The sequence below is a fragment of the Streptomyces carminius genome (assembly GCF_002794255.1).
Classification (GTDB): Bacteria; Actinomycetota; Actinomycetes; order Streptomycetales; family Streptomycetaceae; genus Streptomyces; species Streptomyces carminius.
This window is the reverse complement of the sequence record NZ_PGGW01000071.1, coordinates 242,882-260,219: the sequence shown is the minus strand read 5'-3', so window position 1 is coordinate 260,219 and position 17,338 is coordinate 242,882. Positions and strand designations below refer to the sequence as shown.

General features: G+C 69.7%; 11 protein-coding genes and 1 pseudogene. 7 read left to right on the top strand and 5 right to left on the bottom strand.

Annotated elements, in window-relative coordinates:
* The first annotated feature begins 71 nt into the window (after positions 1-71).
* From CUT44_RS32255 to ltrA, 3 genes are all read left to right on the top strand, one after another.
* On the top strand, positions 72-6,953 hold the full coding sequence (locus CUT44_RS32255; RefSeq protein WP_100205538.1) for a polymorphic toxin-type HINT domain-containing protein: 6,882 nt from the start codon (positions 72-74) through the stop codon (positions 6,951-6,953).
* On the top strand, positions 6,950-7,216 hold the full coding sequence (locus CUT44_RS33345; protein WP_158239703.1) for a hypothetical protein: 267 nt from the start codon (positions 6,950-6,952) through the stop codon (positions 7,214-7,216). Before CUT44_RS32255 ends, CUT44_RS33345 begins: the two co-directional genes overlap by 4 nt.
* 752 nt (positions 7,217-7,968) lie before the next feature.
* Complete coding sequence (gene ltrA, locus CUT44_RS32245; RefSeq protein ID WP_100205619.1) at positions 7,969-9,348, top strand: group II intron reverse transcriptase/maturase; 1,380 nt, start codon at positions 7,969-7,971, stop codon at positions 9,346-9,348.
* A 102-nt stretch (positions 9,349-9,450) separates the two neighbouring features.
* Here ltrA and CUT44_RS32240 read toward each other — a convergent pair whose 3' ends face one another.
* Positions 9,451-10,260: a transposase family protein gene (locus tag CUT44_RS32240; protein WP_199185929.1), complete on the bottom strand. Its 810-nt coding sequence runs from the start codon at positions 10,258-10,260 to the stop codon at positions 9,451-9,453.
* A gap of 372 nt (positions 10,261-10,632) precedes the next feature.
* Between CUT44_RS32240 and CUT44_RS32235 the strand changes: the two are divergent.
* Together CUT44_RS32235 and CUT44_RS32230 are read left to right on the top strand one after the other, a co-directional pair.
* A pseudogene (locus CUT44_RS32235) lies at positions 10,633-11,460 on the top strand (HARBI1 family protein).
* Between the two features lie 159 nt (positions 11,461-11,619).
* Complete coding sequence (locus CUT44_RS32230; protein ID WP_100205535.1) at positions 11,620-12,084, top strand: hypothetical protein; 465 nt, start codon at positions 11,620-11,622, stop codon at positions 12,082-12,084.
* Positions 12,085-12,207: 123 nt separating this feature from the next.
* Here the strand turns inward: CUT44_RS32230 and CUT44_RS32225 are convergent, their stop codons facing one another.
* The 4 genes from CUT44_RS32225 to CUT44_RS35010 all read right to left on the bottom strand — a co-directional run bounded on the left by CUT44_RS32225 (position 12,208) and on the right by CUT44_RS35010 (position 15,391).
* Positions 12,208-12,552: a DUF3140 domain-containing protein gene (locus tag CUT44_RS32225; protein ID WP_100205534.1), complete on the bottom strand. Its 345-nt coding sequence runs from the start codon at positions 12,550-12,552 to the stop codon at positions 12,208-12,210.
* Positions 12,545-12,778: a hypervirulence associated TUDOR domain-containing protein gene (locus CUT44_RS32220; RefSeq protein ID WP_100205533.1), complete on the bottom strand. Its 234-nt coding sequence runs from the start codon at positions 12,776-12,778 to the stop codon at positions 12,545-12,547. The genes CUT44_RS32225 and CUT44_RS32220 overlap by 8 nt, the downstream gene beginning before the upstream one ends.
* A gap of 481 nt (positions 12,779-13,259) precedes the next feature.
* Entirely contained in the window at positions 13,260-14,819 is a 1,560-nt protein-coding gene (locus CUT44_RS32210) for an alpha/beta hydrolase fold domain-containing protein (RefSeq protein ID WP_100205531.1), read from the bottom strand.
* A gap of 185 nt (positions 14,820-15,004) precedes the next feature.
* The gene (locus CUT44_RS35010; RefSeq protein ID WP_199185928.1) at positions 15,005-15,391 is read right to left on the bottom strand and encodes an erythromycin esterase family protein; all 387 of its coding nucleotides are present in this window, start codon (positions 15,389-15,391) and stop codon (positions 15,005-15,007) included.
* A 423-nt stretch (positions 15,392-15,814) separates the two neighbouring features.
* Here CUT44_RS35010 and CUT44_RS32200 point away from each other — a divergent pair, with 423 nt between their 5' ends.
* Both CUT44_RS32200 and CUT44_RS32195 read left to right on the top strand, forming a co-directional pair.
* Positions 15,815-17,101, top strand: a complete 1,287-nt coding sequence (locus CUT44_RS32200; RefSeq protein ID WP_100205618.1) for a zinc-dependent alcohol dehydrogenase — start codon at positions 15,815-15,817, stop codon at positions 17,099-17,101.
* A gap of 26 nt (positions 17,102-17,127) precedes the next feature.
* Positions 17,128-17,298: a zinc ribbon-containing protein gene (locus tag CUT44_RS32195; RefSeq protein ID WP_199185927.1), complete on the top strand. Its 171-nt coding sequence runs from the start codon at positions 17,128-17,130 to the stop codon at positions 17,296-17,298.
* The last annotated feature ends 40 nt before the right edge of the window (positions 17,299-17,338 follow it).

Genomic DNA, 17,338 nt, shown 5'->3' with positions numbered 1-17,338 from the left:
CCGCACCCGCCCCGTTCGGGGCTTCGACGGTGGCTTGGCGATCTCCTGTGTGACATGGGTGGGGCATTCTCATGAACTCTGGTACGGGCACCTCAAGGCAGGGCAGAGGCAAGGAAAGACGCCGGGGAGCGCGGCTGCTGGCGCAGTCGTTGATCCTGGCGGTGGTGGTATCGGGCGGCATCACGCCCGTGGCACGGGCCGAGAACGGGAAGCTGCCCGCGCTGCCGGAACCGCCGGAACCGCGCGTGGCCAAGGTCAGAGAGATAACCGGACAAGGCGCGGCGGAAGCCCGTGAGCGGGTTGCCAAGACCCAGGAGGCCAACGCCGAGCAGGCCCGGCGCGCGAAGGCCGAGCAGCGGGCCGCCTGGCCGGAGCCCGGCGAGGCGGAGGTGAGGCTCACCGCCGGAAAGGCGGCCAAGGCGTCACCGGGCGACCTGCCGGTGACCCTGAGCCCGCAGACTGAGGCGCCCGGCGCGGCCGCAGGCGAGGCCCGGGTCGCGGTGCTGGGCCAGAAAGCGGCGCGAGAGGCCGGAGTCACCGGTGTGCTGCTGACCGCCGAGGCGGACACTGCAGGCCGAGCAGCGGTGCGCGTCGACTACGGCGACTTCGCCGGAGTCGTCGGCGGCGGCTGGTCCCAGCGGCTGCGCCTGGTACGGCTTCCGGCCTGCGCGCTGACCACACCGCAGAAGACCGAATGCCGCAAGCAGACCCCACTCGCGTCGAGCAACGACATCACCGGCCAGACCGTCTCGGCACAGGTCCCGCTGGCCGGGACCGAGAGCGGCCTCTCCACGCAGACCGCCGACAACACATCGGCGGCGACCGTGCTCGCGCTCACGGCGACATCCGCGGGAACGGGCCAGTCACCCACGGGAACGGGCGACTACTCCGCCACGGAGCTGTCCGAGTCGTCCTCCTGGCAGGCGGGCGGCAGCTCGGGGTCCTTCACCTGGTCCTACGACTTCATCCTGCCCCCCGCGGCGGCCGGCCCGTCCCCCGAACTGTCGCTGTCCTACGACTCCGGAAGCGTCGACGGCCGCACCGCCACCACCAACAACCAGGGCACCCCGGTGGGCGAGGGCTTCTCGCTGACCGAGTCCTACATCGAGCGCTCCTACGGAAGCTGCGACGACGACGGCCACAAGGACGTCTTCGACCGCTGCTGGAAGTACGACAACGCCCGCCTGGTGCTCAACGGCAAGGCCACCCGGCTGGTGAAGGTGGACTCCGACACCTGGCGGCTGCAGAGCGACGACGACTCCAGGGTGACCCGCTCCACCGGCGCGGACAACGGCGACGACAACGGTGAGTACTGGACCGTGGTCACCGGTGACGGCACCAAATACGTCTTCGGCCGGGACAAGCTCGACGGCGCCGGCGACCAGCGCACCAACTCCACCTGGACCGTCCCGGTCTTCGGCGACGACTCCGGCGAGCCCGGCTACTCCCGGGACGGCTCCTTCTCCGGACGCTCACTGACCCAGGCATGGCGGTGGAACCTGGACCACGTCGAGGACACCCACGGCAACGCCACCACCTACTGGTACGCCAAGGAGACCAACCACTACCGCAAGAACAAGGCCGACAAGGCCAACGCCTCCTACACCCGAGGCGGTTACCTGAAGGAGATCCGGTACGGGCTGCGCAAGGACGCGCTGTTCACCGACGACGCCGACGCCAAGGTCACCTTCACCCACGCCGAGCGGTGCACCGCGACCGACTGCTCGAAGCTGACCGAGGACACCGCCGACAACTGGCCGGACGTCCCCTACGACGCCATCTGCTCCGACGGCGACGATGACTGCGACTCCGCCGGCCCGGCCTTCTTCACCCGCAAGCGGCTGACCGGTGTCCACACCTGGTCCTGGTCGGCCGCTTCCTCCGCCCATGAGCCGGTGGACTCCTGGACACTGGCACAGCAGTACCTCGACGGCGGCGACATCGGAGACACCTCCGACCATGTCCTGACACTGAAGTCGATCAAGCGCACCGGCAAGGCCGCCACCGACCACATCACGGTGAACCCGGTCACCTTCACCTACCAGATGCGCCCGAACCGGGTGGACGGCACCGACGACATCCTGCCCCTGACCCGGCCACGCATCTCCACGATCACCTCCGAGACCGGCGCGATCACCAATGTGGCCCTCTCCGGTGAGGAGTGCCGCCGCAGCGAGGTCATGAAGGCGGCCGAGGACACCAACACACGCTCCTGCTACCCGCAGTACTGGCACATCAACGGCGCCCGGGAGGCGTCGGTGGACTGGTTCCACAAGTACCGCGTCCTGGCCGTTGTCAACGCCGACCCCACCGGGAAGAACGGGTCGGTCGAGCACGAGTACGTCTACTCGGGCGCCGCCTGGCACTACAGCGACGACCCGCTCACCCCGAAGAGCGAGCGGACCTGGTCGGACTGGCGTGGCTACCGTCAGGTGACCGCCTACATCGGCGCCAAGGACGTCACCCGCTCCAAGACCGTGTCCCACTACATGCAGGGCATGGACGGCGACAGGAGGAAGGACGGCAGCACCCGCTCGGTCACCGTCGCCCCGCCGGCCTCGCCCGACCTCGGCGTCGCCGCGATCACCGACAGCGACCAGTACGCCGGCCAGCTGCGGCAGGAGGTCGTCTACGACGGTGCCACCGCCATCAGCGCCACCGTCAACGACCCCTGGTCCAAGGAGACTGCCCGCCAGGACGCACCCGACGTCGGCGACCACATCGCCCGCTACGTGCGCACGAAGAAGAGCACCGACTACACCTATCTGACCGCCTCCCGGACCTGGCGGGCCAGAGCGGTCACCACGACGTACGACGACCACGGCATGGCCGCCACCGTCGACGACTCCGGCGAGGTCGGCAGGAGCGGCGACGAGACCTGCACCCGCACCTGGTACGCCCGCAACACCGCCGCCGGCCTGACCAGCCTGGTCTCCCGCACCCGCACCGTCGGCCGCTCCTGCTCGGTCACCGACGCCCAGCTGAACCTGCCGGCCACCCCGGCCACCCGAGGTGACGCGCTCTCCGATGTCGCCACCGTCTACGACAACCCGCAGGCCACCGGCTGGACGGCGGCACAGAAGCCCACCAGGGGCGCGGCCACCTGGAACGGCCGCGCCACCGGCTACGCCACCACCACGGCGGACGGTGACCGTCTCCCCACCGGCTGGCAGACGGTCACCACCACGACCCACGACGCCCTCGGCCGCCCGCTGACCGTCACCAATGCCGACGGCAAGGCGGTCACCACCGCCTACACGCCCGCCACGGCAGGCCCGCTGACCAAGACCAGGACCGCCGACCCCAAGGGGCACAAGGCCACCGAGTTCCTGGATCCGCGCCGCGGAATGGTCCAGCGCAGCTACGACCCGAACGGCGGGGAGACCCAGCTCGCCTATGACGCGCTCGGCCGGCTGACCGAGGTCTGGCTGCCCAACCGCATCCGCGGCGAGGACCTTCCCAACACCAAGATGGCCTACCACCTGTCCGGCACCAGGCCCTCATGGGTGTCGACCTCGACGGTGCGGAAGGACGGCAAGACCTACAACACCGCCTACACCCTCTACGACGCGCTGCTGCGCCCCCTGCAGACCCAGTCCCCGACTCCGCTGGGCGGCCGGCTGCTGACCGACACCCGCTACGACACCCGCGGCCTGGCCCACGAGACCTACGCGGACATCTTCGACGACACCAGTACCCCGAACGGCACCTACACCCGCGCCGAGCACGGCGAGGCACCCAGGCAGGTCCAGACCGTCTTCGACGGTGCCGAACGGGCCGTCTCCAGCAGCCTGCTCGTCCTCGGCGTGAAGAAGTGGAGCACCACCACCAGTTACACCGGAGACTCCACCGCCACCACCGCCCTCGACGGCGGCTCGGCCCGGCGGGCCATCACCGATGTCCGGGACCGCACCGTCGAGACCCGCGAGTACGCAGGGGAGAGCCCGGCCGACGCCTCCTACGGCACCGGCCCGGGCGCGCCGTACACCGCGGTGAGGACCACCTACACCCTGGACGACCAGCAGCGGACCATCACCGGTCCCGACGGTGCGAAATGGACCTACGGCTACGACCTGTTCGGCCGCCAGGTGAGCGCCGACGATCCGGACAAGGGCGAGACCACCACCGCGTACGACATCCTCGACCGCGCGGTCAAGAGCACCGACGCCCGCGGCAGGACCATCCTGACCGCCTACGACGAGCTCGACCGCGTCACCGGCACCTGGGCGGGGGAGAAGACCGACGCCGCACAACTGACCGCCCGCACCTACGACACCGTCCTCAAGGGGCAGCCGGCCACCTCCACCCGCTATGTGGGCGGCAAGGGCGGACAGGCGTACACCAAGGCCGTCACCGCCTACGACAGTCTGAACCGGCCTGTCGGCACCGCACTGCGGCTCCCGGCGGACGACCCGTTCGTCCGGGCCGGGGCGCCCGCCGAGCTGACGTACGTCAGCGACTACAACATCGACGGCACCCTCGGTCTCGTCCAGGAACCCGCCCTCGGTGGCCTGCCGTCGGAGAACATCACATACGGCCACAACGCGCTGGGCCAGGTCACCTCCGTCAGCGGCGCCACCGGCTACCTCCTGGACACCGACTACTCACCCCTCGGCCAGGCCCAGCAACTCGTCCTCGGCACCTCCAGCGAATCCGGAACCGCCAAGGTGTTCATCAGCAACACCCATGAGGAGGGCACCGGTCGGCTCACCCGCAGCCGTGTCACGGACCTGGACGGTGTGCTGCAGGACCTCACCTACCGTTTCGACGACGCGGGCAATGTCACCTCCATCGCCGATCCCACCACCCTCGGCGGTACGGGCAAGGCCGAGACCCAGTGCTTCGACTACGACGGCCACCGCCGCCTGATCGAGGCATGGACTCCCGCATCCCAGGACTGCTTCGACTCCCGCAGCGCGGGCCGTCTTTCCGGCCCGGGGCCGTACTGGAACAGCTACACCTACAACGACGCCGGACAGCGCACCAGCGAAACCGTTCACAAGACCGACGGCGCCGACACCACCACCTACTGCTACACCGGAGACAAGCCCCACACCCTCACCGGCACCAGTACGGACGCCGACTGCGCCAACCCCGACCGTACCTACGCCTACGACCCCTCGGGCAACACCACCCGCCGCCCCGGTGAGAGCGGCCCCCAGGAACTTGACTGGTCCGAGGAGGGGCAGCTCACAGAACTCACGGAGAGCGACACCTCAACGGGCTACCTCTACGACGCCGACGGCACCTTGCTGATTCGCACCACCGAGAACGGCGAGCGGGTGCTGTACGCCGGAGCCACCGAACTCCACCTCGGAGCCGACGGCACCGCCTGGGCTCAGCGCTACTACTCTGCCGGAGACCTCACGGTCGCCCTCCGCACCAATGCCTCCGGCACCAACACACTCCGGTACCTGGCCGGAGACCACCACGGCACCTCCACCCTGGCCATCAGCTCCGACACCCAGAAGGTCACCAAGCGCTACACCACCCCCTTCGGTGCCGAACGGGGTACACCTGTCGAGGGTCCCTGGCCCGACGACAAGCAGTTCCTGGGCAAGACCCACGACACCACCACCGGCCTCACCCACATCGGGGCCCGCCAGTACGACCCGGGCACCGGTCAGTTCATCAGCGTCGACCCGCTTCTCAACCCCGAACAGCACCAGTCGGTCAACGGCTACAGCTATGCCGGGAACAACCCCGCCACCTTCGCCGATCCCACCGGCAAGGCGTACCCGGAGTGCGCCAGCGGACAGTACGACTGCACCAACGGATCCGGCGGAACCGGCGACATCAAGAAGATCAAGCGCGGCAAGAACTACCACAAGGAGACGGCGGCCCAGGGCGGAACCGGCGGTGGCCGCCAGTACGGCAGCAGGTACGGCAACAGGGGAGGGGGAGGCGGAACCCACCGCAGCAGCAACAAGGTCTTCAAGGTTCAGGTTGCGCCGCCGTCCTGTGCGTGGCGCGCCAACACCTGCTCCCAGCCTCCTGTCGACGAACCGGACTGGAAGTTCCTCTGGGAGACGGGGACGGCTCTGCTGCTGCCCGATGTCGACGCCTGGGACCGGTGTTTCACCGAGGCGGATCTGGCCGGCTGTGGCTGGGCCGCGACGGACCTTCCCTGGCTGAAGGTCGTCAAGGGCGGCAAGATCCTCGCCAAGTCCATGAAGAGCTGCAAGTGCTTCCTGGCCGGCACCGACGTCCTCATGGCCGATGGGGCGACCAAGGACATCGAGGACGTCGAACTCGGTGACAAGGTGCTGGCCACCGACCCCGAGACGGGCGAGACGGGACCCAGAGAGGTCACCCGTCTGATCGTCACCGAGGACGACAAGCACTTCAACAAACTGTCCATCGCCACCGGTGACGGCGTCGAGACCCTCACGGCGACCCATGAACACCCCTTCTGGTCCCCGTCGGAGAAGCGCTGGGTCGAGGCTGAGGACCTGCGTCCCGGCATGACGCTGCTGACGGACGAGAACGAGACCGTCATCGTCACCGCCAACCACCCCTTCACCAAGCGCGCGACGACCTACAACCTCACCGTTGACGACCTTCACACGTACTATGTGCTGGCGGGGGCCACGCCGGTTCTGGTGCATAATTCCGGCGGTCCTGCATGTGGATTTCCGAACGTTGCCGATGGCGATTACCTCTGGCATGAGATGAGCACCCCGCACGGGGTGGTTGGAATTGGCGGCAATGTGGAAGTAAATGGTGCGCGTGTAACCATTTCCAACGTTGCTGTTTATGGAGAGGACGGTCTTGAGCGCGGAAGCCTTGGAGTTGGGCCAGTCCTTTCGGAGCTTCGAGGTAACATAGCTCCGTCTCTGGCAAGGCAGGGGTACGAATCACTTAGGATTGAGGGAGAGAGACTGAGCGGGCCTGTCGGGCATAAGGTCGACTTCACCATCGACCTGACCAGGTATTCTGGAGAATCCAAGTGATCGGACAAGCGCAGTACGAGACGGCTCTGCAGGAGCTTCGACCCAAGCTGAGACAGGGCATGGGAGTCGAAGCCGTGCTTGAATACCTCAAAGGGCGCGGATTCTCGCAGATCGCTTGCATTCGTGCAGTGAATGATCTGGGGATTTGCCCAGCTGCCGAAGCTAAGCGTCTGGTTCATTACAGCCGAGCATGGTCATCGACGCGTGAGCAGAATGAAGCCCTGCATGAAGGGCTTGCGGAAGAGCTGGGCAAGGAGATCTGAGCGCAATAGGTGACCCGTGAAGCCCCGTCAGTTGGGTCCTGGCGGGGCTTCTCACGCGTTTGACGGCAACGCTGACGGCAACGTCAGCGGACGACGGCTGCAGCGGGTGGATCGTCGGGGTCGTCGCCGGCGGAGCCGAGGGCGTGGCCCAGTGAGGTTTTCTCGTGCGCCCAGCAGGACAGGGGGTGACACCGTGACGTAGCGGTGTTCTTGCTGTTCGTAAGCTCGTCGTCGCCTGCCGGTGGAAGTCCGGTCCGGGTAGCTGCCAGGAGGCCCGGTAGCAGGCTGGCGGCGTCGGAGGGAAACGTCCGGCGTCGAAGCCCAGCGTCAAAGGCCCTGTAAAGGGGGAGCGACGATACGGTCCGTAGCATCACGCGAAGCCTGCGGCGTCGTTACTCAGCCATCCTTTCGGGTGGAACGAGGGAGTGCCGAGCCCTTCGAAATCGGGGCGAAGGCCATGGAAGCGGTGAAGATCCTGGACGGGCAGCCGTGAAGGACTCCCCGGCGTATGGGGCGCGGAACGTATCGAGGGTGGCGGCGGGAACTGGGGAGGCCCTCCCCGGCCCGGTGACCTGCGGAGAATCGTCACCGGAAGCGGTGCGCCCTATAACCGGTGATCCCGGGAAGTGGGCGTGAGCCGGGTGGGCGTCGGAGGTGGCCGTAGTACTGCTTGAGCTGAGGAGACAGCACAACTCCCGGTGAGGGAAGGGCCACTGCTTCGTCGGTGCGTCATGGTGACGAGGAGGGGCCCGGTGAGTGCCGGTATGGCTAGTCCCGCCGTCGGGGGACGTTCTCCCTCGGACAAGGTCCGCGCTTTGCAGTATGCGCTTTACCGGTCGGCCAAGGCCGATCCCGGACGGCGGTTCCACGCGCTGGGAGACAAGATCCACCGCAGGGATGTGCTCCGGCGTGCGTGGGCCATGGTGCGCGCCAACAACGGCGCACCGGGCATCGACCGCACCACCCTGGCCGGCGTCGAGGGGTACGGCATCGACCGTCTTCTCGGCGAAGTGGCCGACGAGTTGGGGCGGGGACAGTACCGTCCCCAGCCCGCCCGCCGGGTGTTCATCCCCAAGCCGGGGGTGAAGGACGAGGCAAGGCCGCTGTCCATCCCGACGGTTCGTGACCGCATCGTGCAGGCGGCGATGAAGATCGTGCTCGAGCCGGTCTTCGAGGCCGACATGCTGCCGTGCAGCTTCGGGTTCCGCCCGAAACGCTCGGCGCACGATGCCCTGCAGGTGCTCATCGACGAGCACCATCGGGGCCGGCGGTGGGTGGTGGAGACGGACATCGCCGAGTGTTTCTCGGCGATCCCGCATGACAAGTTGATGCGCGCGGTCGAAGAGCGCATCTGTGACCAGTCCGTTCTCAGGCTCCTGCGGCAGATCCTGCGCGCCGGGGTGATGGAGGACGGGCAGGTGCGGCGGCCGGTGACCGGGACCCCGCAAGGCGGTGTGATCTCACCGTTGATGTGCAACGTCTATCTGCACCGGCTGGACCGGGCATGGGACGAGCACGACGGAGTCCTGGTCCGTTACGCCGACGATGTGGTCGTGATGTGCTTCTCCCGCAGTCAGGCCGAGCGGGCACTCGCCCGGCTGGTCGAACTGCTGGAGGAGTTGGAGCTGAGGCTGAAGGCGTCCAAGACGAGGATCGTGCACCTGGCGACGGACGGGGAAGGATTTGACTTCCTCGGGTTTCACCACCGTCAGGTCCGTTCCCGGGGACTGCGCGGACGCCGACGCGTCGACTTCCTGGCCCGCTGGCCCTCGGACAGGGCGATGCAGCACGCCCGCGACCGGATCCGGGAGATCACCGCCCGGCGTCGGCTTCCGCTGCATCCCGAAGCGATCGTGGGGGATGTGAACCTGTTCCTCCGCGGGTGGATGGCGTACTTCCGCTACGGCCACTCCGCCCGCCGCTTCAGCAAGATCGGACGATTCGCGCGGGAACGCGTCGCGCACTTCATCAGCAGAAAGCACCGGCGCAGCCGGGCCTTCGGCTGGTGGGTACTGACCGTCTCGTCCCCGAATGAACTTGGCCTGATCAGCCCGTATGGAACCGTCGTGGCACCCAGGGCCGGAAAGCCCTGGCGGGAGAGGCCGAATGCCGTCGGTGAACGGCGTCGGTGAGCCGTGTGCGGGAGAACCGCATGCACGGTTCGAAGCGGCGGGGGCTGGAAACGGAGCGGAAGCACTCCGCCACCGCGCCAGCCCCCGACCCTACAGCGGTGATCACTTCCAGATTGTGTTGAGGGTGAGGGCGGCGCGGGCGATGTCGCCGATCCGGCTGGGGCTGAGGGTGATGTGCTGCAGCGTGCGCCAGCGTTGCTTGAGTTCGGCTGCTGCGCGTTCACCGAGCGCTCGGATGCCCCTGATCAGGCTGTTGGCGGTTCGTGTGTCGGCGTGCAGGGTCTGTTCGGAGCGGCCCTTCGGGCGGCGGTGCGGAATGCGGATGCCGATGCCGGCGCCGATGTAGCCCTTGTCGGCCAGGGTGGGCAGCCCGTCTGCGGCCGCCTTGTAGAGGGCGGGCAGGGCGTGGATGCGGGCGGCGGTGATGTCGGGGGTGGAGCCGGGTTCGACGTCGGAGACCCACAGCGGGGTGCCGTCCGGAGCTGCGAGGAACTGCACGTTGCCGCCGAATGCCTTGTGTTTCTGGCTGAACCACAGGTCGTTGCCGTTGTCACGGACGCCGGCGAGGCGGTCCGTTTCGATGAGCGTGCCGTCGAGGATCACGTGGGTCATGCCGTCGCGTCGGCAGTGGTCCAGGACCTCGTGCAGATCCGGGGTCTTCTCGGCGAGGACGTCGATGCCTTCGTGCAGGTAGCGGTAGCCGGTGGCCTGGGAGATGCCCGCGTCGCGGGCCAGGCAGTGCACGCAGCCGCGTTCGCGGAACCAGCGCAGGACCAGCACGGCTTGGCGGAACGGACCGAGTGCCCGGCTGCCGCGCGGAGTGCCGATGCGGCGGCGGTGGGCGGCGAGCAGACGCGAAAGATGATCCACGACGTGGCGCGGGACATCGAGCGTGGCAACATAGGTGACCAACGTGAAGCCTCTGGTGCAGCGGACGATCTTGTGGTGAGACCTGTCCTACCAGGGGCTTCACGTCTGTCTGCAGGCGGGTGCGGCCCATCCGACCTGCTCACGCGTGGAGTGGTTCATGCCGCTTCGCGTAGATCATTTCGCTGAGAAAACGTCACTGCGAAGCTACGGGAGATCGCCCAGCGGTACCCCCGCATGTTCGCGCACTGGCGTCTTACCGTGGACGCCGCCCTGATCTGACGATCAGAGCGACAAGAGCCGTGTAACGGGTGACTGTTACGCACGGTTCTGTGAGAGCCGAGGGGTGAAATTCCCCTCGGCTACTCGGCGGAACGGGTCTGCCAAGATCACGTTCCGTACAACCAGAGGCTTCACATGCCGTCCAGTATCACCTACACCGCTGTCCTCGACGTCCGCAGGGAGACCGCCACGCATCTCGCGATGCTGCTGCGCGGCCACCGCGACCGGCTGGGAACCCGCAGGGGTGCACGGGTTCTGGGCGTCTTCAAGCAGGCCGTGCTGGTACTGCGCTGGTTCGTCGACGGCACGCGTCTGGTCCAACTCGCCCGCGACAACGGCATCTCGCTGCCCACGGCCTACCGGTACCTGCACGAAGGACTGACCGTACTCGCCGACCACGCGCCGGACCTGTCGACCGCGCTGGAGCGGGCCGCGACGGCCGGATACACCCACCTCAACCTGGACGGCACGGTGATCCGCACCGACCGGGTGGCTGCGGCCGGCCCCAACAGAGCCGATCTGTGATGGTCCGGAAAACACCGGCACCACGGCGGGAACGTGCAGTTCACCGCGGCCCCGGACGGCTGGCCCCTGTGGGTCTCGCCGGTCCGCCCGGGCCGCGAGCACGACACCACCTGCGCCCGCGCCCACGGCCTGGTCGACGCCCTCAACCGGCTCGCCGCCACCCTGGGCACCCCCACCTTGACCGACCTCGGTTACGAGAACATCGGCCCCGGTTTCCGCCACCCGGTCAAGAAGCCCCAGAGCGGCGAACTCACCGAGCACCAGCAGGCGTTCAACAAGGTCATCCGGGGCATCCACGGCGTCGCCGAACGCGCCAACGCCCTACTCAAGGTCACCTTCAAGGCCCTACGCCGGGTCAGCCTCGACCCCGCCGCCATCACCCGCATCGCCCGAGCCGCCCTCGTCCTGCTCCAACTCGAACACGGACGCACCACCTGACGAAGATCACAAACCGTCACGAGAAGTTACCGAGAAGACCTCACTCTCACATCCCGGCTATCAGCCATCCCCGAGCCATGCCCGTGAAGGGTGTCAGGGCGATGGCGAGGGCCAGTAAACCGCCCCGGAGGCCGGGGCGGCTCCCGGCCGGTGCCGAGGGTGGAGCGGACGGTGGAGCAGGGGTACGCGCTGAACTGCTCCGGCAGTTCCGGCGGTGTCTCCGTCACCGTGGACCTGTACCAGAACTCCGCGTTCGGCTCGCACACCGGCATCTCCGTCGAGACCCCGGAGGGCGAGTACGGCGGCGGCCGCGGTCCGGTGGAGGACCCGCTGTTCTCCGGTGGAGCCGTCAGCGCCGGCATCCCGATCCGGCGGCTGGACGACACCGGGGAGCCGGCCGGCGAGGCGGTCGTCACCGGCACCTACACGGCCGCCGGGAAGCCCGCCCGGGTGCACGAGGTGACCGAGGACCCGGCGGACCACTACGTGATCACCCGGGGCACCAACACGCCGCTGACGGCGTCCGTCGCCGCGGAGGTCCTCGGCGAGCGCGTGCCGCTGACCTGTTCCACAGCCTTCGCCTTCGATCTCACGGTCACCCGGGTGACCGCGGGCCGGGGCTGACGCGTGCCGGGACGGCGGCGGTGCGGGCTCGGCCGTGTGCCCGGCCGCCCTCGGTCAAGGGGGGAGGCGTGCTCCCGCTCCCCGGCGGTGCGCGGGAGCGCGGAGGTCGCGGGAAGGCGGACCTCAGGAGTCCTTGAGCGGGTCGTGTCCCCAGTTCATCAGCGAGTGGCGCCAGGTGGTGTCGGCGATGTCGCCGGAGGGGCGCTGGGCCAGGTGCCGTTTGATGTAGCCGGTCACCTTGCGCATGTGTGCGAGGTCGTCGTCGCTCAGGTCGGACTTCGAGGTCCGCAGCAGGTCGACGATGCGGCGGCCGGAGGCGTGGCCGGTGCTCTCCCCGTCGTCCTTGTGTTGTCCGGCGGCCTTGGACTCCTCGCTCCCCAGCCAGTCCTCGAGCTGCTTGGGGGTGAGGTTGACCAGTTCGCCGAACTCGCCGACGGTCTCGTCGCGGTCGTCCCGGCGCTCAGTCATCTCCGGAGTCCTTCTCGCGGAGGGCGTCGGGGCGGTGCACCGCTTCGCCGCCGGACTTCTCGCTGCGCACCCGGTACTGCGGATCGTCGGGGGAGGCGTTCACCGTACGGCCCCCGGCCTCGGTGCGGGAGGTGATCTCCTCCTCGACCCGGCCGACGGCCTCGCCGCCGTGGCTCTTCCAGGAGACCCTGTCGCCCTTGCGCGGCTTCCCGCTCTTCTTCGCCATCGTTCCTCCCACAGACAAGGCAGCGGAACCAGAAAGCAGCATCATTATAACTTTTTGCCCGTACTGCGGCTTTTGGTAGTCCTGTCGGCGGGGTCCCGCGGGGGAGCCCCGGGAAGGCGCACGGATGCCGCCGCCGGCGGCTTCGCCGAGTTCGCCGGCCTCGCCGCCGCCTGGCTGCGTCGCGGCGCCACGGTCCATCCGGCTGCCGTGACCGCCCCCACCCTGACCGCCGACGACCTCACGTCCCCGGCCCGTACGCTCACCGATGACTGACCCACCCGCCTCCGCCTCCGCCCTGCGGTCACGCCCGTTCACGAATCGGCGGAAGGAAAAGGAACCGGTCCACAGACCGCCTCCGAACGCGGGGGTCCGGGCGCCGAGCACCTGTGGCCCCGGCGGGTCCGCCGCCCGCCGCCGGCCGGCCACCGTGGAGGGAAGAGCGGACGGGGGAACTGTGCCGCCGTTCCCCCGTCCGTGTTCGTCACCTGCCGGCGGCGAACGCGCGGGTGAAGTGGTCGGCGGCCTGCCGCTGGGCCTGTTCGGCCTTGTCCAGGACGGCCGAGGCGCCGAAGAACTCGTGCATGACCCCGTCGTAGCGGGTGAGGGTGGTGGGCACCCCGGCGTCCTGCAGGTGGTGTGCGAACTCCTCGCCCTGGCTGCGCAGGACATCGCGCTCGGCGGTGATCACCAGGGTCGGGGGCATGGCGGCCAGCCGGTCGGCCAGCAGCCCGAGCAGGTCGATCCTGGGATCCTTGGCGGCGTCGGGCCTGCCGTCGAAGGCGTGTGCCGCCATCCAGCTCAGCAGCGCGCGGTTGAGGGGCCTGCCGTCCGCGGCGTCCTCCATCGACTCCCCGTACTGCTCGGCGGTCGTCAGGGGGTAGACGCAGACCTGTGCCGCGGGGACCGGCTCTCCCGCGGCGGCGAGCTGCAGGACCGTCGCGGGCGCCATGTTCCCGCCGACGGACTCCCCGCCGATGCCGACGCGGGCCGGATCGCCGCCGATGCGGGAGGCGTTGGCGACGGTCCAGCGGTAGGCGGCCAGCACGTCGTCGTGGGAGGCGGGGAAGACCGCCTCCGGGGCGCGCCGGTAGTCGGGCGACACCACGATCGCGCCGGTCCTGTTCGCCAGTCCGCGGCAGGAGGCGTCGTAGGTGTCGATGTCGAAAAGCACCCAGCCGCCGCCGTGGATCCACATGATCACGGGCAGCGGACCGGAGGCCGGGGCGGCGGGGGTGTAGACGCGCAGGGTCTGCTCGCCGCCGGCCGCGTCGGGGATCGTCAGGTCCTCCACGGACCCCACCGGCTCGGGGCCGTCGGTCCCCCGCTCCTCCATCACCTTCCGCACGGCGGCGTCGGGGCCGGGCTGCTTGCGGGCCCGGTCCGGGGTGAGGGTCTCGAAGGGGAGGGGTTCCAGGGCCGAGTGGGCGTCGACGACGGCCTGGGCCTGGGGGTCGAGCAGCCCGGACGCGTCGGTGGCCAGCCGCTTCTTCTTGCCCGTCGCGGCGGCCCTGCCCTCGTCGACGGGCTTGGCGAGCTTGCCGGCGGCCTTCTCGGCGGCGCCGCCGCCGTCGGGCGCGTGCGGGTGCGGGGCGGGCGGTGCCTGCCGCTTTGCGGCGATGAACCGCCTGCCGAGCTCGGCCATCCGCTCCGGGCCCACCTTGGCGCGGAAGGCCGGGAGTTCCTCCCCCTCCTCGTCGGCGACGTGATGGCGCACCAGGGCGACGAGTTCGGTCAGCGCCCGTTCGAACTCGGCCTCGCCAGGTTCGCCGCCGTCAAGGGTGACCAGCAGTTCCTTCATGCCGTGGTGCTCGCCGCGGGCGTCGTGGTTGGCGTCCTGCATGCCCAGTCCGGGCCAGAGCGGGTACAGGACGGTCTCCTCGGCGAAGGCATGCAGCGAGAGCTCGAAGCCGATCTGGTCGACGAGGGCCCGGCGGTCGCCACGGCCCGCCTCCAGGTGCTGGAACTGCCTCTCCACGATCGCGTGGTCGTCGGCGATCAGATGATCGATGTCGCCGGGCTGGGTGGGGTAGGACAGGGCCACGTCGTCGACTCCTTGCCGGGATGCTCGTGCGGTCGCCGGGGTACGGCACCGGCAGGAGTACCCGTGGAGCGGAACGTATGAGCACTGTCGGCGTTTCTTCCCGTGTTCGGTGCAGGGGTGCACCCGAACGCCCGATGACGTGTTGCCGGGCGAGTACGGCTCAGAGCCCGTGTGCGGTTCCGTGGTTACGGCTCGGAGCAGCGGCAGGCGGCGAGGGCCTGCTCCACCTGGCCGGGGTCGTGCTCGCGCACGTGGTCCAGCACGGCGTGCAGCGACTCCCACAGGCTGTAGACGCCGAGTCCGAGGAAGCCGACGCGTTCCCCGGCGGGCAGGGCGAGGTCGTGCCCGCGCAGCCACCGGGCGAACTCCAGCACCTCGGTGTTGGCCCACATCCACCGCGGCCAGCGTCCGAAGCCGTCCAGCACCTCCCCGGGGTCCTCCGGGCTGCCGGGGGCGCCGGTGACGCAGTGGTGCAGTGGTGCAGTGCCCGGCAGTCGGGCCAGTCGCCCTCCACGGCCACCAGTGAGAAGCCCTTCTCCCCGATCAGCCGGCGGGTCAGCTCCGCCCGCCACCGGTAGAACTCCGCGGTGCCGTGGGATGCCTCGCCGACGGCCACGCAGCGGGCGTCGCCGATCCGCTCCGGCAGGGGGTCGAGGGAGTGCGGGCCGGTCAGCGGCAGGGCTTCGTCGCGTATCTCCCGCACCTCCCGCACCTCCCGTGCCTGCCGGCCCTCCCGCGCCGCCGTGCCGTCGGCGGAACCCCCGGTGACTGCCATCGCCGTGCTCTCCCTGGTCGCGCGGATGCCTGCGGACGGGCCCCGGTCCGCCGGCTGCCGGTGCCCGGTCCGCGGTACCCCGGGGCGGGTGGCGTGACACCCCTCCCACGACCGCGGTTCGCGGTTCGCGGAGTGGTGCCCGCTGTTTCCGGTGGCGGGGCCCCGGGCACCCGCGACCCGTTCGGAAGAACGCGACCGACCTGCGAAGGGGTGCGTGCTGATGAAGGCCGTCGTATGGCACGGGGTGGGCGACATCCGGGTGGAGGACGTTCCGGAACCGAAGATCCACGAACCGTACGACGCGATCGTGCGAATCACCTCGTCGGCGATCTGCGGGACCGACCTGCACTTCGTGCGCGGCACGATGCCGGGCATGAAGGAGGGCCGGATCCTGGGCCACGAGGCCGTCGGGACCGTGGCGGAGGTCGGGCCGGGGGTGCGGAACTTCCGCCCCGGTGACCGGGTGGTGGTGCCCTCCACGGTGGCCTGCGGGACGTGCAGCTACTGCCGGGCCGGCTACTACGCCCAGTGCGACAACGCCAACCCCGGCGGGCGCCGGGCGGGCACGGTGTTCTTCGGCGGCCCCGAGGCGGCCGGCGGTCTGGACGGGCTGCAGGCGGAGTACGCCCGGATCCCCTACGCCCACGTCGGGCTGGTGCCGCTGCCGGACACCGTCGACGACGCCCAGGCGATCCTGCTGTCCGACATCTACCCCACGGCGTGGTTCGGCGCGCGACTGGCCGAGATCGGCTCCGGCGACACGGTCGCGATCCTCGGCGCCGGCCCCGTGGGCCAGTCCGCCATCGCCTGCGCCCGGCTGCAGGGCGCCGGGCGGATCATCGTGGTGGACGGCGTTCCCGACCGCCTGGACCTGGCCCGCGACCAGCACGCCGAGACGGTCGACTTCAACGCCGAGGAGCCCGTCGAGGCGGTCCTGGACCTGACCGGCGGCATCGGCGTGGACCGGGTGATCGACGCGGTCGGTGTCGACGCGCAGCGTCCCGCCCGCGGCCCGGCCGCCGAGGCGCTGGCCGGGCGGGCGGAGGAGTTCGACCGCGAGCGCGACGAGGTCGCCCCCGGGCAGCGGCCCGACGGGGAGACCTGGGTCCCCGGCGACGCGCCGTCGCTGGCGGCCCGCTGGGCGGTGCAGATGGCGGCCAAGGCCGCAACCATCGGAACCATCGGGGTCTATCCGCCGCAGGTGGAGCACTATCCGTTCGGCGAGGCGTTCATGAAGAACCTCACCCTGCGGATGGGCAACTGCAACCACCGCCGCTACCTGCCCCGCCTGGTGTCCATGGTCGCCTCCGGCGAACTGGACCCCACCCCGCTGCTGACCCGCTGGGCCGAGGTCCCCGACGCGGTCGAGGCGTACCGGACGTTCGACCGCCGGGAGTCGGGCTGGACGAAGGTGGCCCTCGGCGTGGACGGCCACGGCTCGGTCGCCCCCGGCATGGGGGAGGCGGCCGGCACCGGAGCGGCCACCACCGCGGGCACCAACGGATGACGACGGGTCCTCCCAGGAGACAGGAGGTGAGCGCGGTGGCCGCGCACGCGGGAGAGAAGGCGCAGAAGACCGGCGACTTCTACTGCGCCCAGTGCTCGGAGAAGGTCCACGTGCGACAGGGCGACGAAATCCCCCGCTGCCCCAACGGGCACACCGAGTTCGGGGCCCGGCGCCACGAACCGGGCAACAAGTCCTGAGGTGCCCCTCCACCGCGGTGGAGCACCCCTGGGACCGTGT

Excerpts from the sequence above, each read along its gene's own strand:
- CUT44_RS32255 (WP_100205538.1), top strand. The coding sequence starts at position 72 with ATGAACTCTGGTACGGGCACCTCAAGGCAGGGCAGAGGCAAGGAAAGA.
- CUT44_RS32225 (WP_100205534.1), bottom strand. The coding sequence starts at position 12,552 with ATGACTGAGCGCCGGGACGACCGCGACGAGACCGTCGGCGAGTTCGGC.
- CUT44_RS32220 (WP_100205533.1), bottom strand. The coding sequence starts at position 12,778 with ATGGCGAAGAAGAGCGGGAAGCCGCGCAAGGGCGACAGGGTCTCCTGG.
- CUT44_RS32200 (WP_100205618.1), top strand. The coding sequence starts at position 15,815 with ATGAAGGCCGTCGTATGGCACGGGGTGGGCGACATCCGGGTGGAGGAC.